Source organism: Pseudomonas sp. K8, from assembly GCF_014889455.1.
Taxonomy (GTDB): domain Bacteria; phylum Pseudomonadota; class Gammaproteobacteria; order Pseudomonadales; family Pseudomonadaceae; genus Aquipseudomonas; species Aquipseudomonas veronii.
The window spans coordinates 1-25980 of the sequence record NZ_VJWO01000001.1 but is presented as its reverse complement, the minus strand read 5'-3'; the positions used below and the strand labels follow the sequence as shown (position 1 = coordinate 25980).

21 protein-coding genes and 1 pseudogene are annotated in these 25980 nt (G+C 61.9%); 14 read left to right on the top strand and 8 right to left on the bottom strand.

Annotated features, from left to right (window positions below; genetic code table 11):
- Positions 1-34: 34 nt before the first annotated feature.
- The gene (locus INT12_RS00110) at positions 35-4270 is read left to right on the top strand and encodes a dermonecrotic toxin domain-containing protein (RefSeq protein ID WP_193040432.1); all 4236 of its coding nucleotides are present in this window, start codon (positions 35-37) and stop codon (positions 4268-4270) included.
- 77 nt (positions 4271-4347) lie between these two features.
- Here INT12_RS00110 and INT12_RS00105 read toward each other — a convergent pair whose 3' ends face one another.
- From INT12_RS00105 to INT12_RS00085, 5 genes are all read right to left on the bottom strand, one after another.
- Positions 4348-5691: an imelysin family protein gene (locus INT12_RS00105; protein WP_017847173.1), complete on the bottom strand. Its 1344-nt coding sequence runs from the start codon at positions 5689-5691 to the stop codon at positions 4348-4350.
- 127 nt (positions 5692-5818) lie between these two features.
- Positions 5819-7870 carry a putative bifunctional diguanylate cyclase/phosphodiesterase gene (locus tag INT12_RS00100; protein WP_017847174.1) on the bottom strand — a complete coding sequence of 684 codons (2052 nt, stop codon included), beginning with the start codon at positions 7868-7870 and terminating at the stop codon, positions 5819-5821.
- 203 nt (positions 7871-8073) lie between these two features.
- Complete coding sequence (locus tag INT12_RS00095) at positions 8074-8256, bottom strand: hypothetical protein (protein ID WP_017847175.1); 183 nt, start codon at positions 8254-8256, stop codon at positions 8074-8076.
- A 155-nt stretch (positions 8257-8411) separates the two neighbouring features.
- Positions 8412-9008 carry a superoxide dismutase gene (locus INT12_RS00090; RefSeq protein WP_017847176.1) on the bottom strand — a complete coding sequence of 199 codons (597 nt, stop codon included), beginning with the start codon at positions 9006-9008 and terminating at the stop codon, positions 8412-8414.
- A gap of 178 nt (positions 9009-9186) precedes the next feature.
- Positions 9187-9786, bottom strand: a complete 600-nt coding sequence (locus tag INT12_RS00085) for a LysE/ArgO family amino acid transporter (RefSeq protein ID WP_017847177.1) — start codon at positions 9784-9786, stop codon at positions 9187-9189.
- 100 nt (positions 9787-9886) lie between these two features.
- On the opposite strand from INT12_RS00085, the gene INT12_RS00080 reads away from it, so the two are divergent.
- The 10 genes from INT12_RS00080 (at position 9887) to INT12_RS00035 (ending at position 20938) form a co-directional block, all read left to right on the top strand.
- Positions 9887-10780 (top strand): LysR family transcriptional regulator ArgP, encoded by an 894-nt coding sequence (locus INT12_RS00080; RefSeq protein ID WP_193040305.1) that lies wholly within the window; start codon positions 9887-9889, stop codon positions 10778-10780.
- A 52-nt stretch (positions 10781-10832) separates the two neighbouring features.
- Complete coding sequence (locus tag INT12_RS00075; protein WP_017847179.1) at positions 10833-11831, top strand: NAD-dependent epimerase/dehydratase family protein; 999 nt, start codon at positions 10833-10835, stop codon at positions 11829-11831.
- A gap of 127 nt (positions 11832-11958) precedes the next feature.
- Positions 11959-12804 carry a hypothetical protein gene (locus INT12_RS00070; protein WP_017847180.1) on the top strand — a complete coding sequence of 282 codons (846 nt, stop codon included), beginning with the start codon at positions 11959-11961 and terminating at the stop codon, positions 12802-12804.
- Between the two features lie 114 nt (positions 12805-12918).
- Positions 12919-14178 (top strand): AGE family epimerase/isomerase, encoded by a 1260-nt coding sequence (locus INT12_RS00065; protein ID WP_017847181.1) that lies wholly within the window; start codon positions 12919-12921, stop codon positions 14176-14178.
- 104 nt (positions 14179-14282) lie between these two features.
- Positions 14283-15569 carry an ABC transporter substrate-binding protein gene (locus tag INT12_RS00060; RefSeq protein WP_017847182.1) on the top strand — a complete coding sequence of 429 codons (1287 nt, stop codon included), beginning with the start codon at positions 14283-14285 and terminating at the stop codon, positions 15567-15569.
- Between the two features lie 77 nt (positions 15570-15646).
- Positions 15647-16555 carry a carbohydrate ABC transporter permease gene (locus INT12_RS00055; RefSeq protein WP_026140056.1) on the top strand — a complete coding sequence of 303 codons (909 nt, stop codon included), beginning with the start codon at positions 15647-15649 and terminating at the stop codon, positions 16553-16555.
- Complete coding sequence (locus INT12_RS00050; RefSeq protein WP_046382285.1) at positions 16548-17393, top strand: carbohydrate ABC transporter permease; 846 nt, start codon at positions 16548-16550, stop codon at positions 17391-17393. Before INT12_RS00055 ends, INT12_RS00050 begins: the two co-directional genes overlap by 8 nt.
- Positions 17394-17395: 2 nt before the next feature.
- On the top strand, positions 17396-18556 hold the full coding sequence (locus INT12_RS00045) for an ABC transporter ATP-binding protein (protein ID WP_193058735.1): 1161 nt from the start codon (positions 17396-17398) through the stop codon (positions 18554-18556).
- A gap of 87 nt (positions 18557-18643) precedes the next feature.
- Positions 18644-19990 (top strand): carbohydrate porin, encoded by a 1347-nt coding sequence (locus INT12_RS00040; RefSeq protein ID WP_017847186.1) that lies wholly within the window; start codon positions 18644-18646, stop codon positions 19988-19990.
- A 102-nt stretch (positions 19991-20092) separates the two neighbouring features.
- A complete protein-coding gene (locus tag INT12_RS00035; protein WP_017847187.1) occupies positions 20093-20938 on the top strand; it encodes a D-hexose-6-phosphate mutarotase in 846 nt (281 codons plus the stop codon).
- Positions 20939-21070: 132 nt separating this feature from the next.
- Here INT12_RS00035 and INT12_RS00030 read toward each other — a convergent pair whose 3' ends face one another.
- Positions 21071-21931, bottom strand: coding sequence for a MurR/RpiR family transcriptional regulator (locus INT12_RS00030; protein ID WP_169850571.1), 861 nt, complete (start codon positions 21929-21931; stop codon positions 21071-21073).
- A gap of 219 nt (positions 21932-22150) precedes the next feature.
- Here INT12_RS00030 and zwf point away from each other — a divergent pair, with 219 nt between their 5' ends.
- The 3 genes from zwf to INT12_RS00015 are packed head-to-tail and all read left to right on the top strand — an operon-like array spanning position 22151 to position 25000.
- Positions 22151-23617 carry a glucose-6-phosphate dehydrogenase gene (zwf, locus tag INT12_RS00025; RefSeq protein WP_193040304.1) on the top strand — a complete coding sequence of 489 codons (1467 nt, stop codon included), beginning with the start codon at positions 22151-22153 and terminating at the stop codon, positions 23615-23617.
- On the top strand, positions 23604-24317 hold the full coding sequence (gene pgl, locus INT12_RS00020; RefSeq protein WP_046382287.1) for a 6-phosphogluconolactonase: 714 nt from the start codon (positions 23604-23606) through the stop codon (positions 24315-24317). Before zwf ends, pgl begins: the two co-directional genes overlap by 14 nt.
- 17 nt (positions 24318-24334) lie before the next feature.
- A complete protein-coding gene (locus INT12_RS00015; protein ID WP_017847191.1) occupies positions 24335-25000 on the top strand; it encodes a bifunctional 4-hydroxy-2-oxoglutarate aldolase/2-dehydro-3-deoxy-phosphogluconate aldolase in 666 nt (221 codons plus the stop codon).
- Between the two features lie 332 nt (positions 25001-25332).
- Here INT12_RS00015 and INT12_RS00010 read toward each other — a convergent pair.
- Positions 25333-25641, bottom strand: a pseudogene (locus INT12_RS00010) (aminotransferase class V-fold PLP-dependent enzyme); the annotation flags it as partial.
- A gap of 11 nt (positions 25642-25652) precedes the next feature.
- Positions 25653-25889 (bottom strand): DUF3820 family protein, encoded by a 237-nt coding sequence (locus INT12_RS00005; RefSeq protein WP_003213031.1) that lies wholly within the window; start codon positions 25887-25889, stop codon positions 25653-25655.
- Between the last annotated feature and the right edge of the window lie 91 nt (positions 25890-25980).

Genomic DNA, 25980 nt, shown 5'->3' with positions numbered 1-25980 from the left:
ATGGGTCGGTATGTTTCCTATTCGAGAGGCCACCATGCCGTCTGATTTATTGTTATCTGCACCGCCAACTGTCAAGGACGCACCGCAACAGGTTGCGTTGCGCGAACAGTTAATGGCGCTCGACCGCCAGATCGCCGAGCAGTTTCAGTCGCCACCGACGTTCCATTCATTTGTGCAGCATGCGTTCGAGCAAGCATTCCCGACCTTGACGCCCAGCCTCGATGTGCGCCACGCCTTCATCCGACTGCCGGAGACGCCCATCCCGCCAGCGACGTCAGAGGCGCAACCGCCCACCGAGGCCGAGTTGCTGCCCACGCTGTTCGATGCGGTGGTGCAACGTATCACCGCTGGCCAGCCAGCGAGTTATGCGGGGCGCATGGCGACCCTGCATCGGCTGCCGGCGACGGGCGAAGCGCTGCTGCCCTTGAGCGGTATCACTCCGGCCGGGCTGGATAAATTCCTCGACCGCCTGGCCGCCGGGCTGAGCGCTTCTTACAGCGCTTTCGTGCAAGCCTTCTGGACGCGCGCGCGCAGCCTGACCGATGCGCGCACGCAGAAACAATGGTTGGTGCAAAACCGTATCGAACTGCTGAAAACCGAAGTGGCGCTACTGGCTGCCGACCGCCTGCTCAGCCCTGCCGACCAGGACCTGTTCGCCCTGGTGCTGCGTCACCCGCACGCCCAGGCACGACAGGCGCTGCGCGCTGACCGGCCGTGTGTCTACGCGGTTGCCCTCAAGGGAGCTCCCGGCGCTGCGGACCTGACCTTGCGCGGCGCCTTTGTGCTGACCTCCAGAGACCCGGAACAAGCCGTGGTGAGGGCGCAGGAGGCGGTCGAGCCGGCTCGGGTGCGCCCCGTGGACCCAAGCATGAACGTCGGCACGCTGCTGCTGTTTCTGCCGGACTCCGGGCTTGAAGCGTTTGACTCCCTGGCCAGCCTGGATCGGGAGCTGCATCGGCGTTTGAACCACCCCGTCGAATTCGCCGCGGTGCTCGCTGGCCTGGCGGTGGCGGACCAGGCGCAAGGCTTGGCCCTGCATCGTCAGCTCAAGGCCACGGGGCAGGTGGTCTACCATGAACAGCTCGAGTCGCCGTTCGTTGAGAGTGTCGAGGCGCAATGCCGGTTGATGCTCGACAACTTCACCTCAACCCTGTCGCGCTACCCGTCACCGGTCGACGCCATCGAAGTGGCCGAGCTGCCGCAGGTGCTGGACCGGGTCACGGACCCCGCTCGCCTTTTCAGTGCCGGCGGGGTGTTGTGGGGCCGCGAAATCAAGCGCGGGCAGGCGCAGCTCCGAACCTTTCTGCACGACGCATCCCCCGCCGATAAACAGGCGTGGCGCGCCGCGATGGCCGATTATTACGAGCTGCTGTCGCGTCTGCCGGACGCCGAGGGCTTGCCGTCGCTGGCGCAATTCAGTGATAAACCGACGCTGCTGGCATACGCCAACCAACAGCTGCGCATTCGCCTCAAGGCTGACTATGCACTGGACATCGACCCCGACACTGTCCGCGTACACACCAAAGAACCGTTCGTGCCGGCGACTGTCGTGGTTCCGGGCGCGCCTGCTCCGGCGCCGCGCGAGCCCGGTACAGCGTTGTTCCGGCAGCGAAGCCGCACGCTGACCGAACTGGCCCTGGAGAATCTCGGCGGGCTGGATTTCAACTTCACGCACTTTTCCAGGCTCAGTGAAAACACGCGCAAAAAGCCTGATGAAGCACTGCTCCCCGAAGATCTGGAAGCGGCCCCGGCCTATGACGGGCTGACCCTGCAACAGGTCAAGGATCTGGTGCGCGCGGTCAATGTCGGACAAGGCTACGACGCCTTTCTGAAGGACCGCCTTATCACCTCGCCGGCTGCGCTCGCGCAAAAACACACGTATGGCCAAGTCATGCGGCGGCAACTGCGTCTCGACGCCATCGAGGCCAAGATCCACGGCGACTTCCTCCCGGACCGTCTGGCCCGTGGCTTCAATTGGGTGCGGGCGGTGCTCGATGCCCCCGTCGACAGTGATCGGCGCGAGCGCGTCGACGGGCATCGGATTCTCGTGCAGCACTTGAAACTGCGCGGTCAGCGCGTGCGCGGGGTACTGCTGTTCGGCACGGCCGCCGCCGGGGTCGGCTCGATCGTGGTGTACACCCCGCAGGCGCCTGACGGTCGCGTGTTCCACGAGTACGCCAAAGACCGCCTGATGAGCGACTTCATCATCAACAGCAGCTGGCGCGCCTACCTGCTGGGGCGCGTGGAGCGGGCCTTCGAGCCTCACGTCCGCGCCGTGCTCAGGGGCCGCGGCGACGTGTCGATGGTGAGCCTGAGCCGGATTGCCGACGACTTCTTCGAGGAGGCTTATGAGGCTGAAGCGAACTGCGTGATCAACGACGCCGCGGCGCAAGCGAAGAGCACCCGGCAAGTCGACATCGAAACCGGCCTGAACGTCGCCACCGTGGCCTTCGACGTGCTGTCCATGGTGCTGCCGGTCAGGATCATGTTGCCGATCGGCTTGGCGCGCAGCCTGTTTTCGGTGTTCAACGCTGTCGAGGCGCTGGACCTGGGCGACCGCGCCGGTGCCGCACAGTCGTTCGTGCGCTCGCTGGGCGAGCTGGTCGGTGCGCTGGTGGACGGCGCGGTCGGCGCCCGCGCACCGGTGGCGGGCTCCCGGCCAAGGGCGTTGCCGGCGGAGATGGCGCTGGGGAAAAAGCCCGACGGCGTGGCGCCGTTGGCCGGATGGGAAGGCCAGGGCGTGTATCACGCGCCCTCGAACGCCGCGGGTGCCCAGCACTACTTCCTCAATGACGGTGGGCGTTGGTACTCGATCCTCGATGACGGCGACAAAGCCGCCTGGCGGCTCAGGGACGCACGCAAGCTGACGCAATATCACTACGCGCCGATTCGGCGGAATGCGTCGGGGCAGTGGGAAATAGGTTCCCATCCGCTAGCCGGACTCAAGGGCGGCAACGCGCCGGAGCGTGCCCTCAGGGACCTTTACCCTCGGCTGGATGAGGTGCAGGCCAGACGCGTGTTTGAGTCGTTCAACTTCCCGGCGGGGCGCGAAATCGAATATCGGCTGGCCCTGGTCGAAAACCTGCGGCTGAGGCTCTCCACGGCGGCCTTCGAGACCTATCTGAACGTACCGCTTCTGCGGTTTCAGTGGCGTCTGGACGGGATTGATCTGCCAGACCTACCGGTGGTGGCGACCCGCCATCCGCCGCCCGCCGAGCTGCCACCGAGCCTACCGACGCCACCACGCGCCAGTACCCGTGTCGCGGCGCCCGAGGCCACGGTGGTGCGTCCTGCAAACGAACAATTCATCGAGTGGGGCAGAACCCTCGACGTGGCCGAACTCGAGGTGGTGGATGCGACGCGGGGCATCTATCGGCGGGTTGCCGGTGATCCGCAGTGGCTGGGGCAGGAATACATCAAGATGGACCAGCGCTATTTCGCGATTTTGCCCCGCGACCCCAGCGCGCCCAACGACGTATTGATTCGTGACCCGAGGCGGCCGGCCATGCATTTCCTGGATCTGGAAAACCTGCTGCTCTCCGGCATTTACAATCAGCCCCGACAGGTGAAGTTTGCCACCGGTGACGGGCTGTGGGTCGTCGCCAGTGGCGTGCCCTTGAAAAAACTGGTCACCGCCTATGTGCGCGAGGCGTTTGCGCTGTTGACCACCCGCAGCCAAGTCGAACTCGCCCAGATCCTGTTCAATCGGGCCAACCCGGGGGGCTTGACCCAACTGGGCCTACGCTCGCTGATACGCACCCTGCGGGACTGGCAGTTCTGGCTGCCCACGGCGCAGGGGCGGTTGGCCGATCCGTTTTCGTTGCTGCCGCCCACCCACACGCTCAGCGACGGCAGTTGGCTGTTACCGACCGCGCCCGGGCATTACCGCCGCCTGGACTTTCGTCCGGAGCCCGTCGCGGTGCCGCTGTTCAACGCGCTCCCGCCCGGCTCGGCCGGCTGGTTGCGGAGCTTGATGAGCGAGGTGGTGAGCCGCTGTCGCTACGGCGTGCTTGGCGGCTATGACGTTGCCGGCGAGCTGCTGTTCCGGCGTGCGGGGGATGTCAGGCTGTATTGGTTGAGAACGCGGCGTGTGGTCGGTGAGCGGATTGCCGCCGACGCGCAGGTTGCGCCCTACCGCAGCTTGATGGATGAGCCGACGCGAACCCTGGTCGCCCAGGCTGAGGCCAGTCATAACCTGGTACCGCTGATCGGCGGCATCCAACTGACGACGCCCATCGCGTCGCCGCAGATTTTTATCATTCGGGTGTAATGCCTTCGACTGCGGGCGTAAAAAAATGCCCCGAGCGAGTCGGGGCATTCTTTATGGCACTTAGGCGTCGGCAGTGATCAGAACTCGTGATCAGCGCTATCCGGGTTCAGGTCACTGATCCCCAGCTTGCCGGCAGCCGCTTCGATCGAGCCGGTCTGCTTGACCAGTGCGGCGATGGCGTCCCGCACGACCTGGTTGCCCGCGTCGTTACCCGCAGCGATCAACTGGTCGTAGTGCTCACCCTTGTTGGCGTGGTCAACCATGACCTGGATCTTCGCTTCGGTCGCCGCCAGGTCCGCTTTCAACGCGGCGTCGGCGGCCGGGTCGGCCTTGGCCACCAGGGATGACAGGCTGGCGCCGGTCATTTTGCTGCCGTCAGTGCGGGTGTATTCGCCCAGGTAGACGTTGCGGATGCCCTTGGCGTCGTAGAAGTGCGAGTTGTGGGTGTTGTCGCTGAAACAGTCCTGCTCGTCTTCCGGCGAGTTGGCTTCCAGGGACACCTTCATGCGCTCACCGGCCAGTTCGCCGAGCGACAGGCTGCCCATGCCGAACAGCATTTTGCGCAGGCCGTCGGTGGCCGGTTCGGCCTCCAGGGTGGCGCGGTAGTTGTCTTCGACGTTGGGTTTCCAGTTGCCGACCATTTCTTCCAGGTCGCTGACCAGCAACTGCGTCACGGCGCGCAGGTACGTGCGGCGGCGCTCGTTGTGGCCACCGGTGGCACCGTCGCCGGTCATGTAGTCCGACGCAGGACGGTTGCCGGCGCCCGGGCCAGTGCCGTTCAGGTCCTGGCCCCACAGCAGAAATTCGATGGCGTGGTAGCCGGTGGCGACGTTGGCTTCGGAACCGCCCAGCTCATTGAGGCTGGCGAGTTTTTCCGCGGTGATGTCCTTGACGTCGACCTTGTCTTCGCCGACCTGGATCTCGGTGTTGGCGATGATGTTGGCCGTGGCGCCAGGGTTGCCTAGCGCGTGCTCGTAGGATTTGTCGGTGTAGTCGATCAGGCCTTCGTCCAGGGGCCAGGCGTTCACTTGGCCTTCCCAGTCGTCGATGATGGTGTTGCCGAAGCGGAACACTTCGCTCTGCAGGTACGGCACGCGCGCGGCGACCCAGGCGGTACGGGCGGCTTTGAGGGTCTCGTCGTTCGGGTTGGCGAGGAAGGTGTCGATCGCGGTTTGCAGGGTTTTCGCGGTGGACTCGGCATCGCTGTACACCGCGAACACCATGTCAGCGTAATGCGCGACCACGGCCTTGGCGGCGGTTTCGTCGACCTGGCCGGCAGGGGTGGCAGCCGCCGGAGCGGCAGTGCTGGTGGCCGGGGTCGGCGCCTGGGGCGCGGCGGCCTTGTCTTTACCTTCGCCGCAACCGGCGAGCGAAATGGCAATGGCCAACAGACTGGCGGTGGCCAGGGGCATACGAATCATGGCGAACATCCTGCATCGGTCGTTGATAGGGCGCGCGGGGGCCGCGCAAAACTGCAACATAATGCGAAAGATTTGCATTTTCTGTAAAGGGTTATACGAGGGAAATCTCAACTATCGTTTGGTCGTGTCAGAGAATGGCTGCGTTATTGCGTTCGGCCTGCTTCAAATACGCCGCCAATTCCCGTGCCGGCAACGGTTTGCTGTAGTGGTAGCCCTGACCTTCATGGCAGCCCTCGGAGATGATGTAAGCCTCCTGTTCCGCGGTTTCCACGCCTTCGGCGATCACCTGCATGCCCAGGCTTTTACCCAATTGGATAATCGCGCGCACGATGGTGGCGTCGTCGTCATCGTCGAGCAGGTCCTGCACGAAGCTCTTGTCGATCTTGATCTTGTCCAGTGGCAGGCTTTTCAGATAGCTCAAGGATGAATAGCCGGTGCCGAAGTCATCGATGGCGATCAGCGCACCGGAGCGGCGCAGGCTCAGCAGGTGCTGGGCGGCGGTGCTGATGTCTTCCATCAGGCCGGTCTCGGTCACTTCCAGTTCCAGGCTGCGCGGTGGCAAGCGATAGATCTGCATCAGGTTATTCACCACCCGTGGCAATTCGGTGTGGTGCAGTTGCACGGTGGACAGGTTGACCGCCATGCGCAGCTCGGTGAAGCCTTGGTCGTGCCATTCGCGCAATTGTCGACAGGCCTGGTCGAGCACCCATTCACCGATCGCGATAATCGTGCCGTTCTGTTCCGCCAGGGGGATGAACAAGTCTGGCGGCACCAGGCCGTGTTCCGGGTGCTGCCAACGGATCAACGCTTCGACGCCGACCACACGGTGGTCGCGGTAGCTGATCTGCGGTTGGTACACCAGGTAAAACTGGTTGCGGCTCAAGGCGTCGCGCAGGTCTTTCTCCAGTTCGCGGCGTCGGCGCATTTCACTGTCGACACTGGCGATATAGAACTGATAGCGGTTGCGCGAGCGGCTCTTGGCCAGGGTCATGGTCTGTTCGGCTTTTTGCAGCAGTTTCTCGGTGCTGTCGCCGTCTTCCGGGAACAAGGTGATGCCGATGGTGGCGCGCAGGCGAATCTGCTCGCTGTCGAGGGCAAACTCCGCTTCCAGGTCATCGAGGATGCTTTGCGCCAGCTCGGCGGCTTCGTAGGGCTGGTCGATATCGGCCTGCACCAGGGCGAACTGGTCGCCGCCGAGGCGGGCGAGGGCGCCGAGGCGGCCGCTGTGGGCGCGCAGGCGATCGGCCAGGGCCAGCAGCAGTTTGTCGCCGGCCTGGTAGGTGAACTGCTCGTTGACGCTTTTGAAGTCATCCAGGCCCACGCACAACACGGCGACGCGGCGCTGCCGACGGCCGGCGTCGATCAAGATCTTGTCCAGTTGCTCCTGCAGTTTCTGGCGGTTCGGCAGGCCGGTGAGAAAGTCGTACTGGGCCATGCGCAGCAGGCTGGATTCCGCTTCATGGCGCAGGTGGGTGTTGCGTTCGATGGATTCGAGCAACTGGTTGGCCGTATTGATCCACAGCCCCAGTTCATTGCGTTCGTGGCCCTTGAGCTGGGGGATCTTGTGTTCGCTGGGGCGGTCGGGGTTGATCGAGGTCAGGTGCTCGATAATCCGCGACAGCGGCTTGGTCAGCAGCCAGTGATACACCAGGTACAGCACCAGGCCCATGGCCAGTGCGCGCAGCACCCCGGAAATAAAAATGATCACCGAGCTGACAATGAAACCCTTGCCGTAGGTGGCCGTGTCGAGCGTGATGCTCAGGTCGCCGTAATACTCGCTATAGGGGCCTTTGCCGACCAGGGCGGTGGTGAACGTGCGCTCCTGGCCGAGAATCAGGTCGGTCAACCAGCGGCTGGAGGATTGCTGCAAGGCGCGGTTTTTTTCCGCGAGCATGGTTTCGTTGGGATGGCCGATGGAGGCCATGCGGACCGCGTCGTCCTGAAACAGACCTTCGATCACCTGCATGCCCATCTCGCGGTCCAGGCTGTAGACGGCCTGGGTCGAGGGGTCGCGAAACATGTCGAGGATGCGCTGGGCATCATCGGCCACGGCCTGGCGCGTCTTGTAGGCATCGAAAACGATCTGCGCCACGCTCAGCGCCACGCCCACGATCAATGCCGACAGCAGCACAACCCGTAGCAACTTCACCGACAAGCTGTTTTTGAGTTCCAGCTTCAAAGGGGCATTCCTTGTCTCATGCGGGTGGCCTTCAATATGCCATGAGTATTGGCAATCTGGTGATGGCAGTCAAAGGAACATTGCGGCGCGATGCTCCATGACGCCATGGTGGGCCGGTCTGTTGCAGGCGGGGTCGTCAGGCGAGGGGGGAATTCAAGTGATGGCGGACTGATTTTGCTCCGCCACCGTTCACGCTTTCCCAATCAGAATTTGATTTGCTGCTGTTGATTCGTTGCGCTGCCGGCAGCACTCGTTGCGTTTTTCAGAAGGTCTTTTGCGACATTCATGGCCATACCGGCGGCCTGTTCAGCCAACGGCATTAGCACGGGGGCGAGTGCTGCGGCTGCGGAGGCTGCTGCTCCTAATCCTGCTGCGCCTGCGATCATAAGTTAATTCTCCGACATTGAATGAAAGGGACATTCCTCTCACTGCCTGGGTGGCAATTTCCGCGCAGTTGGTTCCGTCATGCCCGGCTGGCGCCGCCGTCGAACGCACAAAAAAAGCCCGGCAATCGCCGGGCTCTTTTTACTGCAAGGGGTGCTTAGGCAGTGAAGGCCTTGCCTTCGAACTGCTCAGCCACGAACTTCCAGTTGACCAGGTTCCAGAACGCTTCCACATATTTTGGACGGGCGTTGCGGTAGTCGATGTAGTAAGCGTGTTCCCAGACGTCGCAGGTCAGCAGCGGGGTGTCGCCGCTGGTCAGCGGGTTGCCGGCGCCGATGGTGCTGGCCAGGGCCAGGGAACCGTCAGCCTTTTTCACCAGCCAGCCCCAACCGGAACCGAAGGTGCCGACGGAGGTCTTGGTGAATTCTTCTTTGAACTTGTCGAACGAGCCGAACGCAGCGTTGATGGCCTCAGCCAGTGCGCCGGTCGGTTGACCGCCGGCGTTTGGCGCCAGGCAGTTCCAGTAGAAGGTGTGGTTCCAGACCTGAGCGGCGTTGTTGAAGATGCCGCCCGAAGAAGACTTGACGATTTCTTCCAGGGTCTTGCCTTCGAACTCGGTGCCAGGCACCAGGTTGTTCAGGTTCACGACATAGGTGTTGTGGTGCTTGTCGTGGTGGTATTCCAAGGTTTCCTTGGAAATGTGCGGCTGCAGGGCATCGTGTGCGTAGGGCAGCGGCGGCAATTCGAAAGCCATGATGATTCTCCTAATCAGGTCAGTTGCGGTGAGCGCAAGGCCGATCACGGGCGGCCAAACAAGCGCCGGGGAGTTTGTACTCTTTGCGGCGCCGGGTCCGGATCATAGCACTCGGGGTGTGGCAAAACCACGCAACAACTGTGTGGGATAGAGGTTCCAGAGCGTTTTGGAATATTCATCATGCACTGATCAATTGATAGGCCACGCTGAACATCATCCCCGCCACCAGAAGGTCGAGCAGACGCCACGTCGCCGGACGTGCTAGCCACGGGGCCAACCAGGCGGCGCCGAGCGCCAGCGTGGCGAACCACAGGAACGAAGCGCTGGCCGCGCCGGCCACATAGGCGCCGGGTTCGGTCTGCTGGGCGCCCAGCGAGCCAATCAGCAGCACGGTGTCCAAGTAAACGTGGGGGTTGAGCAACGTCACCGCCAACGCGCTGAGCAACACGGCGCGCAATGAGCGCACCTTGAGGGCGTCGCCTTGGTCGAGGCTCTGTTTCGAACAGGCCCGCCGCAGCGCGCAGGCGCCGTACCACAGCAGGAACGCGGCACCGCCCCAGCGGGCAATCCCCAGCAGGATCGGGCTTTGCGCCAGTATCGTCGCCAGGCCGAATACCCCGGCGGCCACCAGCAGCGCATCGCAGACCACACACAGGGCCGCCACCGGCAGGTGGTGTTCACGACGCAGGCTTTGCGCGAGCACAAAGGCGTTCTGGCTGCCGATGGCCATGATCAGCCCCAACGCGACCAGCAGGCCGTTCATATAGCTTTGCCACATAGTTGAAGATCCTTGCTCAAGCCGAAACGATGCTGGCTATCTTCCCTGGCATAGCTGTATAAGAAAAACCAATATTGCTGATCGCTCATTAGAGAAACTGATGTTCGACTATAAATTGCTCTCCGCCCTGGCGGCGGTGGTGGAACAAGCCGGCTTCGAGCGCGGTGCCCAGGTGCTGGGGTTGTCGCAATCGGCGATCTCCCAGCGTATCAAGCTGCTGGAAGCACGGATCGGCCAGCCGGTGCTGGTGCGGGCCACACCGCCGACGCCGACCGATATCGGCCGGCGCCTGCTCAACCATGTGCAACAGGTACGGCTGCTGGAGCGCGACTTGCAAAGCCAGGTGCCGGCGCTGGATGAAGAAGGCATGCCCGAACGCCTGCGCATCGCGTTGAATGCCGACAGCCTCGCCACCTGGTGGGCCGAGGCCGTCAGCGACTTTTGCGCCGAGCAGCATTTGCTGCTGGACCTGGTGGTGGAAGACCAGACCGTCGGCCTCAAGCGCATGCGCGCCGGTGAAGTGGCGGCCTGTATCTGCGCCAGTGAACGCCCGGTGGCCGGGGCGCGCAGCCTGTTGCTGGGCGCCATGCGCTATCGGGCGCTGGCGAGTCCGGCGTTTATCGCACGGTACTTCCCCAACGGTGTGCGCGCCGATCAACTGGCGCGCACGCCGGCCTTGGTATTCGGCCCGGACGATTTCCTGCAACACCGCTACCTGGCCGCGCTCGGGGTGGACGGCGGTTTCGAGCACCATTTGTGCCCGTCGTCCGAAGGGTTTATCCGCTTGGCGGAAGCTGGGCTCGGTTGGGGCCTGGTGCCCGAACTGCAGGTCGGCGACCAGCTGCAAAGAGGCGTATTGGTCGAGTTATTGCCAGATAAGCCCATCGATGTGCCGCTGTACTGGCATCATTGGCGCAGTGGCGGGCAACTGTTGGGTTTGTTGACCGACCATCTGGCCCAGGCCTGTGGTCAATGGTTGGTGCCGTTGGACTGATGGCGGGCGTCAAGGCAACAGCGATGAAAAACGAAAGAACACGGAGTAATACATGAAGATTCTGGTCACCGGCGCAAGCGGCTTCATCGGCGGGCGCTTTGCGCGTTTCGCCCTGGAGCAGGGCCTGGACGTGCGGGTCAACGGGCGGCGCGCCGAAGGTGTGGAACACCTGGTACGGCGCGGTGCCGAGTTTATCCAGGGTGATTTGAATGATGCCGACCTGGTGCGCGAACTGTGCCGCGATGTCGAAGCCGTGGTGCATTGCGCCGGCGCTGTCGGGCTGTGGGCGCGCGCTCAGGATTTCCATCGAGGCAATGTGCTGGTGACCGAGAACGTTGTCGAAGCCTGCCTCAAGCAACGGGTCGGGCGCCTGGTTCACTTGTCGTCGCCGTCGATCTATTTCGACGGCCGCGACCACCTGGGGCTGACCGAGGACCAAGTGCCCAAGCGCTTCAAGCATCCTTATGCCGCCACCAAGTACCTGGCCGAGCAAAAGGTGTTCGGTGCCCAGGAATTCGGCCTCGAAGTCCTGGCCCTGCGCCCGCGTTTTGTCACCGGCGCCGGCGACATGAGCATCTTCCCGCGTCTGCTGAAAATGCAGCGCAAGAACCGCCTGGCCATCGTCGGCGACGGCCTGAACAAGGTCGACTTCACCAGCGTCCACAACCTCAACGAAGCGCTGCTCAGCAGTCTGCTCGCCACCGGCTCGGCGCTGGGCAAAGCCTACAACATCAGCAACGGCACCCCGGTGCCGGTGTGGGATGTGGTGAACTACGTGATGCGCCAGATGGACTTGCCCCAGGTGACGCGGTATCGGTCCTACGGTTTGTCCTACAGTATCGCCGCGTTGAACGAGGCATTCTGCGCGCTGTGGCCCGGGCGCCCGGAGCCGGCGTTGTCGCGCCTGGGCATGCAGGTGATGAACAAAGATTTCACCCTCGACATCAGCCGCGCAAGGCATTATCTAGACTATGACCCCAAGGTCAGCCTGTGGACCGCGCTCGACGAGTTCTGCAGCTGGTGGAAGGCCCAGGAACCGGGGCTGAAGTAAGCTCACAAGCAGCAACACATCGGGAACCGAATTCAGGGTTCCAGGTCGATCAGTGCGGTAGGACAGCGGTTTATACTGCCGCCGCTCGGCTTTTCAGATAGCTATCTCACCGATTCAGGGTTGATTCATGCGTAACGATGCCAACGACGATTTCGACAATGTTCCCAGCCTGCGGGCCGACTCCTTGGACGATGATGATTTCGTGCCGACCGCCGCCACCTCCGTGCGTTCGCGCAATACCCCTGTGGTCAAGGTCAAGAGCGCCAGTACCGGGCCGCTGTGGGCCTTGGTCGGCGCGCTGCTGATCGCCTTTGCCGGCCTGGCCTGGTGGAGCTTCCAGCAGATCTCCCTGATGGGCCAGCAACTGGTTGCCACCCAGGAAAGTTTTGCACGCATCAGCGAAGAAGCGGCGGGGCGCCTGCAGGATATTTCCGGCAAGTTCGTGGCCAGTGAGGCCAGCGTGAACAACGGCAGCGAAGCGCTGAAACTGCAGATCAAGCAGCTGGAAACCCAGTTGCTGGAGCAGGGCAAGCAGCAAGTCGGCGTGGCCGGCCAGGCCACCGAACTGGATAAGCGCCTGGCCCAGATGACCGCCAGCACCACCGACCTGTCCAACGCCAACGCCAAGCTGCAAGGCCAGGTGCAGGCGTTGACCGACGCCGTGGCCAGCCTCAAGGCGGCACAAGGTGAGGCCGCCAAGCGCGATGCCGAGATCAGGGAACTGGTCGCCGACGTGGCGGCCCTGAAGAAACAGGGCAACCCGAGTGCAGCCATCGCCCGTCTTGAACAAGACCTGGTGGTGCTAAAGAGCGCGCAGGACAACCAGCCGGGCAATAGCGACGCGCCGACCAATAAAGAGTTCGATGTGTTTCGCATCCAGACCACCCGCAATATCACCACCTTGCAGAGCCAGATGCAGAACCTGAACCAGCGCCTCAATGCGCCGGCCGCGGTCACGCCGATCGGTCAGTAAAGGGTTTGGGCAAATGTCACTATCTGGTGACATTTCCCTGGTCCTTCGTTACATGTGCTCACCTCGCCCTTGTTTAGACTCCGGTCATCCCACAAACAATAATAAGGGCTCCCCATGACCACCCAACCACTGCCTGCCAGCAGTTGGCTGAACGCACCTGCCCACCACGCCTGGCTCGCCAGCGAAGGCCAGCGCCTGCTGTCATTCGCCAAGGCTTCGCGCCTGCCCGACGGGTTCGGCAACCTGGACGATAAAGGCCAGTTGCCGGCCGATGCCGTTGCCGAGACCATGAACACCGCGCGCATGACCCATAGCTTCGCCATGGCTCACGCGATGGGGTTGCCCGGTTATGCCGGGCTGGTCGAGCATGGGGTGGCCGCCCTCAGCGGCGCGCTGCGCGATAACGCGCACGGTGGCTGGTTCGCCGCGCCCCACGCTGTGGATGGCAATACCGGCAAGGCTGCCTACCTGCACGCTTTTGTCGCCCTGGCCGCCAGTTCTGCGCTGGTCGCGGGCGCACCCGGCGCACAAGCCCTGTTGAACGACGCGATCCAGATCATCGAGCAGTTTTTCTGGAGCGAGGAGGAGGGCGTCATGCTCGAATCCTTTGCCCAGGACTGGAGCGGCGTCGAAGCCTATCGCGGCGCCAACAGCAACATGCACGCGACGGAAGCGTTCCTCGCCCTGGCCGACGTCACCGCCGACACACGCTGGCTGGACCGCGCGCTGCGCATCGTCGAGCGCGTGATCCACACCCACGCCGCCGGCAACCAGTTCATGGTGATCGAGCACTTCGACGCCCAGTGGACACCCTTGCGCGGTTACAACGAAGACAACCCCGCCGACGGCTTCCGCCCCTATGGCGTGACCCCCGGCCACGGCTTCGAGTGGGCGCGGCTGCTATTGCACCTGGAGGCTGCGCGCCTGCGGGCCGGGCTGGCCACGCCGGACTGGCTGGTGACCGACGCCAAAGGCCTGTTCGCCAGCGCCTGCGACAGCGCCTGGGCCGTGGATGGCGCCCCCGGCATCGTCTACACCCTGGACTGGAACCAGCGCCCGGTAGTGCGCGAACGCCTGCACTGGACCCACGCCGAAGCCAGCGCCGCCGCGCAGGCCTTGCTCAAACGCACCTTCGAGCCGCATTACGAAACCTGGTACCGGCGCTTCTGGGAGTTTTGCGACAGCCATTTCATCGACCGTACCCACGGCAGCTGGCACCACGAACTCAGTCCGCACAACCAGCCCAGCAGCAAGATCTGGGGCGGCAAACCGGACCTGTACCATGCCTGGCAAGCGGTCCTGCTGCCGGCGCTGCCGTTGGCGCCGAGCATGGCCAGTGCGTTGGGTTCCGGGTGCTATGTCACCAAGTGGTGACATTTGTGCATCCCTTTGTTACCTGCGCTTAAAAATTCCCTGTTTAAACTCCGTGCAGCGCAAGCTCCAGACTTGCATGCATAACAACAAGAAAAGGTACTCAGATGAACGCGATTAATCGCCTCGCCGTCGCTATTTCCATTGCCTCGTTGTTTCCCCTCAGTGCATTTGCCGCCGACTCGAAAGGGACGGTTGAAGTTGTGCATTGGTGGACCTCGGGCGGTGAAAAAGCGGCTGTAGATGTCCTGAAGGCCCAAGTTGAAAAAGACGGCTTCACCTGGAAAGACGGTGCTGTCGCAGGTGGCGGTGGCGCCACGGCCATGACCGTGCTGAAAAGCCGCGCGGTCGCCGGCAACCCACCCGGCGTAGCCCAGATCAAAGGCCCGGACATCCAGGAATGGGCATCCACCGGCTTGCTCGACACCGACGTCCTCAAAGACGTGGCCAAAGAAGAAAAATGGGACTCCCTGCTCGACAAGAAAGTCTCCGATACCGTGAAGTACGACGGTGACTACGTTGCCGTTCCGGTGAATATCCACCGCGTGAACTGGCTGTGGATCAACCCGGAAGTCTTCAAGAAAGCCGGTATCACCAAGAACCCGACCACCCTCGAAGAATTCTACGCCGCCGGCGACAAGCTCAAGGCCGCTGGCTTCATCGCGCTCGCCCATGGTGGCCAGCCTTGGCAGGACAGCACCGTGTTCGAAGCGGTCGTTCTGTCGGTGATGGGCGCCGATGGCTACAAGAAAGCCCTGGTTGACCTGGACAACGGCGCGCTGACTGGCCCGCAAATGGTCAAGGCGCTGACCGAGCTGAAGAAAGTCGCGACCTACATGGACGTCGACGGCAAAGGCCAGGACTGGAACCTCGAAGCCGGCAAAGTCATCAACGGCAAGGCCGGTATGCAGATCATGGGTGACTGGGCCAAGTCCGAGTGGACCGCCGCGAAGAAAGTCGCCGGCAAAGACTACGAGTGCGTAGCCTTCCCGGGCACCGACAAAGCCTTCACCTACAACATCGACTCCCTGGCGGTGTTCAAGCAGAAAGACAAAGGCACTGCAGCCGGTCAGCAGGACATCGCCAGAGTCGTGCTGGGTGAAAACTTCCAGAAAGTGTTCAGCATCAACAAGGGTTCGATCCCTGTGCGCAACGACATGCTGAACAAAATGGAATCCTACGGTTTCGACTCCTGCGCCCAGACCGCGGCCAAAGACTTCCTGGCTGACGCCAAGAGCGGCGGCCTGCAGCCAAGCATGGCGCACAACATGGCCACCACGCTGGCCGTGCAAGGTGCGTTCTTTGACGTCGTGACCAACTACATCAACGACCCGAAAGCCGATCCGGCCGACACCGCCAAGAAACTCGGCGCTGCGATCAAGTCGGCCAAGTAACGGTTGACCGGATGGGGGAGCCCTGGCCCCCATCCGGCACGTTCCTGTAGTCCTTTTCCTCTGTATTGGATTTTCCCATGAGCTCTGTTGCTGTGTTCAGCAAAGCCTCGCCGTTCGATGCCCTGCAGCGCTGGCTACCCAAACTGGTGCTGGCGCCAAGCATGTTCATCGTGTTGGTGGGCTTCTACGGTTACATCCTGTGGACGTTTGTGCTGTCGTTCACCACGTCGACGTTCCTGCCGAGCTACAAATGGGCGGGCCTTGCGCAGTACGAGCGGTTGTTCGACAACGATCGCTGGTGGGTCGCGAGCAAGAACCTGGCGCTGTTCGGCGGGATGTTCATCGGTATCACCCTGGTGATCGGTGTGACGCTGGCGATTTTCCTCGACCAGAAAATCCGTCGTGAAGGCTTTATCCGCACCATTTACCTGTACCCGATGGCGCTCTCGATGATCGTCACCGGTACGGCCTGGAAATGGCTGCTCAACCCGGGCATGGGCCTGGACAAACTTCTGCGGGACTGGGGCTGGCAAGGCTTCCGTCTCGACTGGCTGATCGACCCGGACCGCGTGGTCTATTGCCTGGTGATCGCTGCCGTGTGGCAAGCCTCCGGTTTCATCATGGCGATGTTCCTGGCCGGCCTGCGTGGCGTCGATCAATCGATCATCCGTGCCGCGCAGATCGACGGCGCAAGCCTGCCGCGCATCTACTGGAGCGTGGTGCTGCCGAGCCTGCGCCCGGTGTTCTTCAGTGCGGTGATGATCCTGGCGCACATCGCGATCAAGAGCTTCGACCTGGTGGCGGCGATGACCGCTGGCGGACCGGGCTACTCGTCCGACCTGCCGGCGATGTTCATGTACTCGTTCACCTTCAGTCGCGGCCAGATGGGCATGGGTTCGGCCAGTGCAATCCTGATGCTCGGTGCGATCCTCGCGATCATCGTGCCGTACCTGTACTCCGAGCTGAGGACCAAGCGTAATGACTAGTCTTGCCGCAAAACCTGCCATCAGCCTGAGCCGCATCGCGATCTACGCGGTGCTGATCTTAGCGGTGCTGCTGTACCTGGTGCCGCTGGTGGTGATGTTGCTCACCAGCTTCAAGACCCCGGAAGACATCAGCACCGGCAACCTGTTGAGCTGGCCGACCGTGGTCACCGGCATCGGCTGGGTCAAGGCCTGGGCCACGGTGGATGGCTACTTCTGGAACTCGATCAAGATCACCGTGCCGGCCGTGCTGATTTCCACCGCCATCGGTGCGTTGAACGGCTATGTGCTGTCGTTCTGGCGCTTCCGTGGTTCGCAGTTGTTCTTCGGCCTGTTGCTGTTCGGCTGCTTCCTGCCGTTCCAGACCGTGCTGCTGCCCGCGTCGTTCACCCTCGGCAAGATGGGCCTGGCCAGCACCACCACCGGCCTGGTGTTTATCCATGTGGTCTACGGCCTGGCGTTCACTACGCTGTTTTTCCGTAACTACTACGTGAGCATTCCGGATGCGTTGATCAAGGCGGCGCGCCTGGACGGTGCAGGTTTCTTCACCATCTTCCGTCTGATCATCCTGCCGATGTCGACCCCGATCATCATGGTCTGCCTGATCTGGCAGTTCACTCAGATCTGGAACGACTTCCTGTTCGGCGTGGTGTTCTCCAGCGGCGACTCGCAGCCCATCACGGTGGCGCTGAACAACCTGGTCAACACCAGCACCGGGGCCAAGGAATATAACGTGGATATGGCGGCGGCGATGATCGCCGGGCTGCCGACCCTGCTGGTCTATGTGATCGCAGGCAAGTATTTCGTGCGCGGCCTCACGGCCGGCGCGGTCAAGGGGTAATCATGGCTACGCTTGAACTTCGCAATGTAAACAAGACCTATGGCGCCGGCCTGCCCGACACCTTGAAGAACATCGAACTGTCGATCAAGGAAGGCGAGTTCCTGATCCTGGTCGGCCCGTCGGGGTGCGGCAAGTCCACGCTGATGAACTGCATCGCGGGCCTTGAGACCATCACCGGCGGCGCGATCATGATCGGCGACCAGGACGTCAGCGGCATGAGCCCCAAGGATCGTGACATCGCCATGGTGTTCCAGTCCTACGCGCTGTACCCGACCATGAGCGTGCGTGAAAACATCGAGTTCGGCCTGAAGATTCGCAAGATGCCCCAGGCCGATATCGACGCCGAAGTGGCGCGGGTGGCCAAGCTGCTGCAGATCGAACACCTGCTCAACCGCAAGCCGGGCCAACTCTCCGGCGGCCAGCAACAGCGCGTGGCCATGGGCCGGGCCCTGGCGCGTCGGCCGAAGATCTACCTGTTCGACGAACCGCTGTCCAACCTCGACGCCAAGCTGCGCGTCGAGATGCGTACCGAAATGAAACTGATGCACCAGCGTCTGAAAACCACCACCGTCTACGTCACCCACGACCAGATCGAAGCGATGACCCTGGGCGACAAAGTGGCGGTGATGAAGGACGGCATCATCCAGCAGTTCGGCACGCCGAAAGAGATCTACAACGATCCGGCCCACCTGTTCGTGGCGAGCTTTATCGGTTCGCCGCCGATGAACTTCATTCCTCTACGCCTGCAGCGCAAGGACGGCGGCCTGGTAGCGCTGCTCGACAGCGGCCAGGCGCGTTGCGAGCTGCCGCTGAGCATGAGCAACGCCGGCCTGGAAGACCGTGACGTGATCCTCGGCCTGCGCCCGGAGCAAATCGTGCTGGCGACGGGGGAGGGCAACGGTTCGTCGAGTATTCGTGCCGAAGTCCAGGTCACCGAGCCGACCGGCCCGGACACCCTGGTGTTCGTGCAGCTCAATGACACCAAGGTCTGCTGCCGCCTGGCGCCCGATGTGGCGCCGCAGGTGGGCGAGACCCTGACCCTGCAATTCGATCCGGCCAAAGTGTTGCTGTTCGATGCCAAGACCGGCGAGCGCCTGGGCACCGCTGCGTCGCTGCCGGCACAGGATCGTGCCGACAACGTGGCCCAGTTCAAGGGTCGCTGAATTAGGTAAGTTGTTGTTTTTATTAAAAAAAATGTAACCCGCGTTAGATAAAAACAGTTTAATAACAATAAAGACGAGGATGTAGGGATGAAAAAGCAACACAACAACACCCGGCTGATCTGCCAATTGTCAGCAGTGGCAGCCCTGGTCCTGTCCGCCAATGCGATGGCGGACGACGCGTTCAGCGCCGATTCCAAATGGATGACCGGCGATTGGGGCGGCGAGCGGACCAAGCTGATCGAGCAAGGTATCGATATCAAGGCTGACTACGTCGGCGAAGTCGGTGGCAACCTGAGCGGCGGCTACAACAACGACAAAACGGCGCGTTACGCTGACCAGTTCGGTCTGGGCGTGGCATTGGATCTGCAAAAGTTGTGGGGCTGGGATAACACCCAGGCCAAGATCCAGCTGACCAACCGTAACGGCCAGAACATCTCCAACGACCGTATCGGTGATCCGCGTGCCGGCACCTTGAGCTCGTCTCAAGAAGTGTACGGCCGTGGCCACATGGTGCGTCTGACCCAGTTCTGGATTCAGCACCAGATGTTCGACAACAAGCTGGACGTGAAGCTCGGTTACTTCGGTGAAGGCGAAGACTTCAACACCTTCCCGTGCGACTTCCAGAACCTGTCGTTCTGCGGCTCCCAGGTCGGCAACTACGTCAGCACCTGGTACAACTGGCCGGTCGCCCAGGCCGCGATCCGCGTGAAGTACCACATCACGCCTGAGCTGTATGCGCAGATCGGTGCGTACAACCAGAACCCGTCGCAGTTGGAGCACGGCAACGGCTTCAAACTCAGCGGCAGTGGCACCAAGGGCACCGTGATCCCGGTGGAATTGGTCTGGTCGCCGAAGGTCAATAACCTGCCGGGCGAATACCGTGTGGGTTACTACAAGAGCGCCGCCGACGCCAGCGACGTCCGTGAAGACGTCAACGGCAACGATGCTGCCACCACCGGCGCGGCCTACCGTACCCACAGCAGCAAAAAAGGCTATTGGTTCGTTGCACAACAGCAACTCACTACCCATAACGGCGACGCGTCCCGTGGTCTGAACATCGCGGCCAACGCCACGTTCCACGACAAGGACACCAACACCGTCGATAACTACCAGTCGATCATGTTGGTGTACAAAGGGCCTTTCGACGCACGTCCAAAAGACGATGTGGGGATTGGTGCCGCTCGTCTGCACGTCAACGATGACGTGAAGAAAAACGCCGAGCTGCTCAACGTTGCCAATGGCGTGAGCGACTACGACAACCCACTGTACGCACCGCTGCGCAGCACCGAGTACAACTACGAAATCAACTACGGTTTCCACGTCACCAACTGGCTGACCGTGCGTCCCAACCTGCAATACGTCGTCCACCCGGGCGGCGTGGATAAAGTCGACAACGCGCTGGTGGCCGGTCTGAAAATTCAGTCGGTGTTCTAACGCTGTTGCGATAAGCTCCTTCTCTCTGTGCGCATTTGCGGGTAGCCATGGCTATCCGCTTTTTTTTGGGTTGCACTGTGAAGATATTCAGGACCGTGGCACATGCATGAGCATCCGCTGCAACGCTTTTTCAAATCCCTGCGCGAGCGTCCGGTGTTCGCCTGGGAGCGCTTCCAGACGCGCGATGTGTTGGTGATCGACCATCCGTTGTGCCAGGCGGTATTCAGCCGCCAGGGCGCGCAATTGCTGCATTTTCAGCCCCGTGGGCAGAAACCCTGGTTGTGGTGCGCAGCCAAATGGCCACAAGTCGGTGCCATTCGCGGCGGCGTGCCGGTGTGCTGGCCGTGGTATGGCCGGCATCCCAGCGAGAATGCGTGGCCGTCCCATGGCTGGGCGCGGCTGATCGATTGGAAACTGCTCGACAGCAACACCGACGACGACGGCGTGCGCCTGCACTGGCAGTTGCAGTTGTGCGACTGGCAGGTGGACTTGCACGCGCACCTGGGCGAAACCCTGGAGTTGCGCTTGTGTACCGAGCATCAGGATGAGCTGCCGTGCCAACTGAGCCATGCGTTGCACGCTTACTGGCGGATTGGCAATGTCGGTGAGATAGCGCTGTCTGGGCTCGACGGGGCGCAAGGTTATGACCAGCTCAATCGCCAGGCTTGCCAGCAGGAAGGCGAGTTGCGCGTGGAAGGCGGGTGTCAGCGCGTGTTCCAGCATGAGGGCGAGCTACACCTCAAGGACCACGCCTGGCAGCGCGAATTGTGCATCGACACCGGCGACAGCGCCGACACCGTGGTGTGGCACCCGGGCAGCCGGCCGCTGTTGGGCGTCAGTTTTAATGAGGCGTCGGGGTTTGTATGCGTGGAGTCGGCGATGGCCGGGGCCAGCCTGGCGCCGGGGGAGCGGGCGCATCTGAGTTTGCAGGCCAGGGCTGGGGTTTAGCGCTGTTGCTGATACCGTCTTCGCGAGCCAGCCCGCTCCCACATTTGAAGCGTATTCCAAGGTAGGACTCGTCAAAATGTGGGCGCGGGCTGGCTCGCGAAGAGGCCGGGACTGCTGGAGGCATTGTCTGCCTCAGTTGAACTCGTCGCCAACCGGATACCGGCTGTCATTCAAGCTCTCTTTGATCTTGCGCAGGTGCGGCTGGAAGTCCACGCCACGGCGCAAGGTCATGCCGGTTGCCAGTACATCCAGCACCGTCAGTTGGATGATCCGCGAGGTCATCGGCATATAGATGTCGGTGTCTTCCGGCAGCGGAATGTTCAGGCTCACGGTGCTGACCTTGGCCAGCGGCGAGTTCTCGGCGGTCACACCCAGCACCGATGCGCCGTTTTCCCGGGCAATCCGCGCCACTTCCACCAGCTCGCGGGTACGCCCGGTGTAGGAGATGATCACGAACAGCTCGCCGGTGTGCGCCACCGAAGCAATCATGCGCTGCATCAGCACGTCGGCATGGGCGGTCACCGACAGGTTGAAGCGGAAAAACTTGTGCAACGCATCCATGGCCACCGGGGCGGACGCGCCGAGGCCGAAGAAGTGGATCTGGCGCGCCTGGATCAACAGGTCCACGGCCTTGCTGATCAGGTTCGGGTCGAGGGCCTGGCAGGCGCTGTCCAGAGAGGCAATGGCGCTGCCGAAGATCTTTTGGGTGTAGGCCTCGGGGTCATCATCGGCCTCCACCGCACGGCTGACATACGCCGCGCCGCTGGCCAGGCTTTGCGCCAGTTGCAATTTGAGTTCAGGGTAACCGCTGACGCCGAACGAACGGCAGAAACGGTTGACCGTCGGTTCACTGACCGAGGCGGCTTGGGCGAGGGCTGCGATCGAGAAGCGGGTCGCCTGCTGTGGGTTGAGCAGGATGACCTCGGCGACTTTTTTCTCGGCCTTGTTCAATTCTTCGAGGCGGTTCCGGATCTGTTCCAGAAGATTTCGCACGCGGTCCATACAGTGTTTCCTTGGGGCGACGATGCAAATAAAGGGTGGTCACCAATCGACGAGTGGCCCTTTGCGGTGGCCTATCCTACTTAGGGTAGCTGAACACCACCACTCGGAATGCGTATTTCGGGAAAATGTTGTGGTTATTACTACATTTTTCCTTGAGTGATGCCTTGAAAAAAGGTATTTGTAGCTTAACTTGATAAAAGAACAAACATCATGCCTTCGATAACGGTAGAACCCTGCACCTTTGCCCTGTTTGGCGCGTTGGGTGATCTGGCGCTGCGCAAGTTATTTCCTGCCCTCTATCAACTCGATGGTGCCGGGCTCTTGCACGACGACACGCGCATCCTGGCCCTGGCCCGCGAAGCCGGTTCCGAGCAACAGCACCTGGCGCATATTGAAACAGAACTGCGCAAATACGTCGGCAAGGAACTGGACGAAGCCATCGCCCAGCGTTTCCTGGCGCGCCTGACGTATGTTCACGTCGATTTCATGAACGCCGATGACTACGTGGTCCTGGCTGAAAAAGCCGGCACCGGGCAGCGCCTGATCGCCTACTTCGCCACGCCTGCGGCGGTGTACGGGGCGATCTGCGAAAACCTGTCCAAGGTCGGCCTGGCGGACAATACCCGCGTGGTGCTGGAAAAACCCATCGGCTCGGACCTGGAATCTTCGCGCAAGGTCAACGACGCTGTCGCACAGTTTTTCCCGGAAAACCGCACGTACCGCATCGACCATTACCTGGGCAAAGAAACCGTTCAGAACCTGATCGCCCTGCGTTTCGCCAACAGCCTGTTCGAGACCCAGTGGAACCAGAACTACATTTCCCACGTGGAAATCACCGTGGCCGAGCAGGTCGGCATCGAAGGCCGCTGGGGTTACTTCGACAAGGCCGGGCAACTGCGGGACATGATCCAGAATCACCTGCTGCAGCTGCTGTGCCTGATCGCCATGGACCCGCCGGCCGACCTGTCCGCCGACAGCATCCGCGACGAGAAGGTCAAGGTGCTCAAGGCCCTGGCGCCGATCACTCCGGACGGCCTGACCACCCAGGTGGTACGCGGCCAGTACATCGCCGGCTACAGCGCCGGCAAGCCGGTGCCGGGTTACCTGGAAGAAGAGAATTCCAACACCCAGAGCGATACCGAAACCTTCGTCGCCCTGCGCGCCGATATCCGCAACTGGCGCTGGGCTGGGGTGCCGTTCTACCTGCGCACCGGCAAGCGCATGCCGCAAAAGCTGTCGCAGATCGTCATCCACTTCAAGGAACCGTCCCACTACATCTTCGCCCCCGAGCAGCGCTTGCAGATCAGCAACAAACTGATTATCCGCCTGCAACCGGACGAAGGTATTTCCTTGCGCGTGATGACCAAGGAGCAGGGCCTGGACAAGGGCATGCAACTGCGCAGCGGTCCGCTGCAACTGAATTTTTCCGACACCTATCGCAGCGCGCGGATTCCCGATGCCTACGAGCGGTTGTTGCTGGAAGTGATGCGCGGCAATCAGAATCTGTTTGTTCGCAAAGATGAAATCGAAGCCGCGTGGAAGTGGTGTGACCAGTTGATCGCCGGGTGGAAAAAATCCGGTGATGCGCCCAAGCCGTATGCGGCGGGTTCCTGGGGGCCGATGAGCTCGATTGCACTGATCACGCGGGATGGGAGGTCGTGGTATGGCGATATCTGAATTGAAACTGCCTCAGGGCGTCACTGCCCATGAGTACCGTTCGCCGGCGTTGCTGGCCGATGGCCTGGCCAACGACGTGGCCGAACAACTGCGCGCGGCCATCAGTGCCCGTGGCGAAGCGACCCTGGTGGTGTCCGGCGGCCGCAGCCCCGTGGCGTTTTTCCAGAACCTGGCCAAGCAGGGTCTGGACTGGTCCAAGGTCACCGTCAGCCTGGCCGATGAGCGCTGGGTGCCGGTGGAGCACGTCGACAGCAATGCCGGCCTGTTGAAGAAGTACCTGTTGCAAGGCCCGGCAGCCAAGGCCAAGTTCCTCAGCCTGTACAGCGCCGCCGCCAATCTTGAAGATGCCGCCGAGCAGGCCGATCGCCTGCTGGCCGAACTGCCAGCCATTGATGTGCTGGTACTGGGCATGGGCGACGACGGCCACACCGCGTCGTTGTTCCCCAACAGTCCGAACCTGAGCGAAGCCCTGCAGGCCGACGGTACCCGCCGTTGCTGGCCGATGCTCGCGCCGACCGTGCCACGCCAGCGCCTGACCATGAGTCGCGCGCTGCTGGCTACGGCGAACTACACCGTACTGTCGATCTCCGGCAGTTCGAAATTGACCACGTTGAGCGCCGCGCTGGCCAGCAACGACGTTGCTGCCATGCCGATTCGCGCATTTTTGCAACCTACATTAGAGATTTACTGGTGCCCATGAGCCAAGGATCAGCCGCTATGAAAAGCCCTCAATCGACCGTGTCCATGGCGGATAAAGTTGCCCTGATCGACAGCCTCTGCGCCAAGGCGCGGATCCTGCCGGTGATCACCATCGCCCGTGAACAAGACATCCTGCCACTGGCCGACGCCCTGGCAGCCGGTGGTTTGACCGCATTGGAAGTGACCCTGCGTTCCGAGTTCGGCCTCAAGGCCATTCAGGTCCTGCGCGAGCAACGCCCGGAGTTGTGTACCGGCGCCGGCACCGTGCTCGATCGGCATATGCTCGAAGCCGCGGAGGTTGCCGGCTCGCAATTTATCGTCACCCCCGGCATTACCCGCGACCTGCTTGAAGCTTCGGTCCACAGCCCGATCCCACTGCTGCCGGGCATCAGCAATGCCTCCGGAATCATGGAAGGCTATAGCCTGGGTTATCGCCGCTTCAAACTGTTCCCGGCCGAAGTCAGCGGCGGCGTCGCAGCCATCAAAGCCCTGGGCGGCCCGTTTGGCGAAGTGAAATTCTGCCCGACCGGCGGCGTCGGCCCGGCCAATATCAAGAGCTACATGGCGTTGAAAAACGTGATGTGCGTGGGCGGTAGCTGGATGCTCGACCCGGAATGGGTCAAGAACGGCGACTGGGCGCGTATCCAGGAAGTCACCGCCGAGGCACTGGCGCTGCTGGACTGAGCTGATTCATCGAATCGTTGTTGCTGTGCTTAACGGCATTTTTGCGGTGCGCTTGGTCGGCGGACCGCTTTTTTTTGCCTGCGCAAAACCTTGAGACCCACACATCTTCAAATGTGGGAGGGAGCTTGCTCCCGATAACGGTGTATCAGCCGATATTTTCGCTGACTGACACTCTGCAATCGGGAGCAAGCCCCCTCCCACATTTTTCAGTCCGCGCTGAGTGCGGTGATGGCGTTGATCAGTGCATGGATATCTGCGGTTGATGTCGCCAACCCCGGTGTCACCCGGATACAGGTGCCGAACGCCGCTCCACTGCGGGTAGTGGTAAACAGGTTGTAGTTGCGGATCAGCGACTGCAAGGCTTCGGTGGCGTTGCGGGTGAAGGCGACCGATTCGGGGTCGGCGTCGATCAGTTCGGCCAGTTGGCGGCGGATCTCGACGTTTTCGCCCTGCTCGAAACGCTGGCGCACATGCACCGCGTTACTGCGGTTGATAAACGCGACGTGCTCGAGGTACTGCGCTTGCACCACGCGGCTCATGCGCCCGAAGTAGCCGTTTTCCAGGTTGATCGGGCCTGGCTCCAGTGCATAGCGGTCGGCGATGGCCTGCCAGTGCGCTTCGTTGGCTGCATTGCATGGCATGGTGCGGGTTCCTAGTGACGAGGCGCGGGTTTGCCGTGCTTGGCGCGCAGTGGTTCCAGCAGTTCAGACAGGCCGTTGTGGTCGATTTCCTGCATCAATGCCAGCAACCCGCCCAGCTCACCGTGGGGGAAACCTTCGCGGGCGAACCAGTTCAGGTAGGGGCCGGGCAGGTCGGCGATGATCCGTCCCTTGTACTTGCCGAAGGGCATTTCGCGGGTGATCAGCAGTTCGAGTTTTTCGGGGTTCATGACGGCTCAGGCGTTTGCATCGAGGTCTTGGAAAATACAGGCATTCTGCATGAAGGCCAAATGACAGATCATGCAAATAACGCACATACAG

Excerpts from the sequence above, each read along its gene's own strand:
- pgl (WP_046382287.1), top strand. The coding sequence starts at position 23,604 with ATGGCGATATCTGAATTGAAACTGCCTCAGGGCGTCACTGCCCATGAG.
- INT12_RS00075 (WP_017847179.1), top strand. The coding sequence starts at position 10,833 with ATGAAGATTCTGGTCACCGGCGCAAGCGGCTTCATCGGCGGGCGCTTT.
- INT12_RS00035 (WP_017847187.1), top strand. The coding sequence starts at position 20,093 with ATGCATGAGCATCCGCTGCAACGCTTTTTCAAATCCCTGCGCGAGCGT.
- INT12_RS00080 (WP_193040305.1), top strand. The coding sequence starts at position 9,887 with ATGTTCGACTATAAATTGCTCTCCGCCCTGGCGGCGGTGGTGGAACAA.
- INT12_RS00045 (WP_193058735.1), top strand. The coding sequence starts at position 17,396 with ATGGCTACGCTTGAACTTCGCAATGTAAACAAGACCTATGGCGCCGGC.
- INT12_RS00050 (WP_046382285.1), top strand. The coding sequence starts at position 16,548 with ATGACTAGTCTTGCCGCAAAACCTGCCATCAGCCTGAGCCGCATCGCG.
- INT12_RS00055 (WP_026140056.1), top strand. The coding sequence starts at position 15,647 with ATGAGCTCTGTTGCTGTGTTCAGCAAAGCCTCGCCGTTCGATGCCCTG.
- INT12_RS00090 (WP_017847176.1), bottom strand. The coding sequence starts at position 9,008 with ATGGCTTTCGAATTGCCGCCGCTGCCCTACGCACACGATGCCCTGCAG.
- INT12_RS00105 (WP_017847173.1), bottom strand. The coding sequence starts at position 5,691 with ATGATTCGTATGCCCCTGGCCACCGCCAGTCTGTTGGCCATTGCCATT.
- INT12_RS00085 (WP_017847177.1), bottom strand. The coding sequence starts at position 9,786 with ATGTGGCAAAGCTATATGAACGGCCTGCTGGTCGCGTTGGGGCTGATC.
- INT12_RS00095 (WP_017847175.1), bottom strand. The coding sequence starts at position 8,256 with ATGATCGCAGGCGCAGCAGGATTAGGAGCAGCAGCCTCCGCAGCCGCA.
- zwf (WP_193040304.1), top strand. The coding sequence starts at position 22,151 with ATGCCTTCGATAACGGTAGAACCCTGCACCTTTGCCCTGTTTGGCGCG.
- INT12_RS00005 (WP_003213031.1), bottom strand. The coding sequence starts at position 25,889 with ATGAACCCCGAAAAACTCGAACTGCTGATCACCCGCGAAATGCCCTTC.
- INT12_RS00015 (WP_017847191.1), top strand. The coding sequence starts at position 24,335 with ATGAAAAGCCCTCAATCGACCGTGTCCATGGCGGATAAAGTTGCCCTG.
- INT12_RS00040 (WP_017847186.1), top strand. The coding sequence starts at position 18,644 with ATGAAAAAGCAACACAACAACACCCGGCTGATCTGCCAATTGTCAGCA.
- INT12_RS00070 (WP_017847180.1), top strand. The coding sequence starts at position 11,959 with ATGCGTAACGATGCCAACGACGATTTCGACAATGTTCCCAGCCTGCGG.
- INT12_RS00110 (WP_193040432.1), top strand. The coding sequence starts at position 35 with ATGCCGTCTGATTTATTGTTATCTGCACCGCCAACTGTCAAGGACGCA.
- INT12_RS00065 (WP_017847181.1), top strand. The coding sequence starts at position 12,919 with ATGACCACCCAACCACTGCCTGCCAGCAGTTGGCTGAACGCACCTGCC.
- INT12_RS00060 (WP_017847182.1), top strand. The coding sequence starts at position 14,283 with ATGAACGCGATTAATCGCCTCGCCGTCGCTATTTCCATTGCCTCGTTG.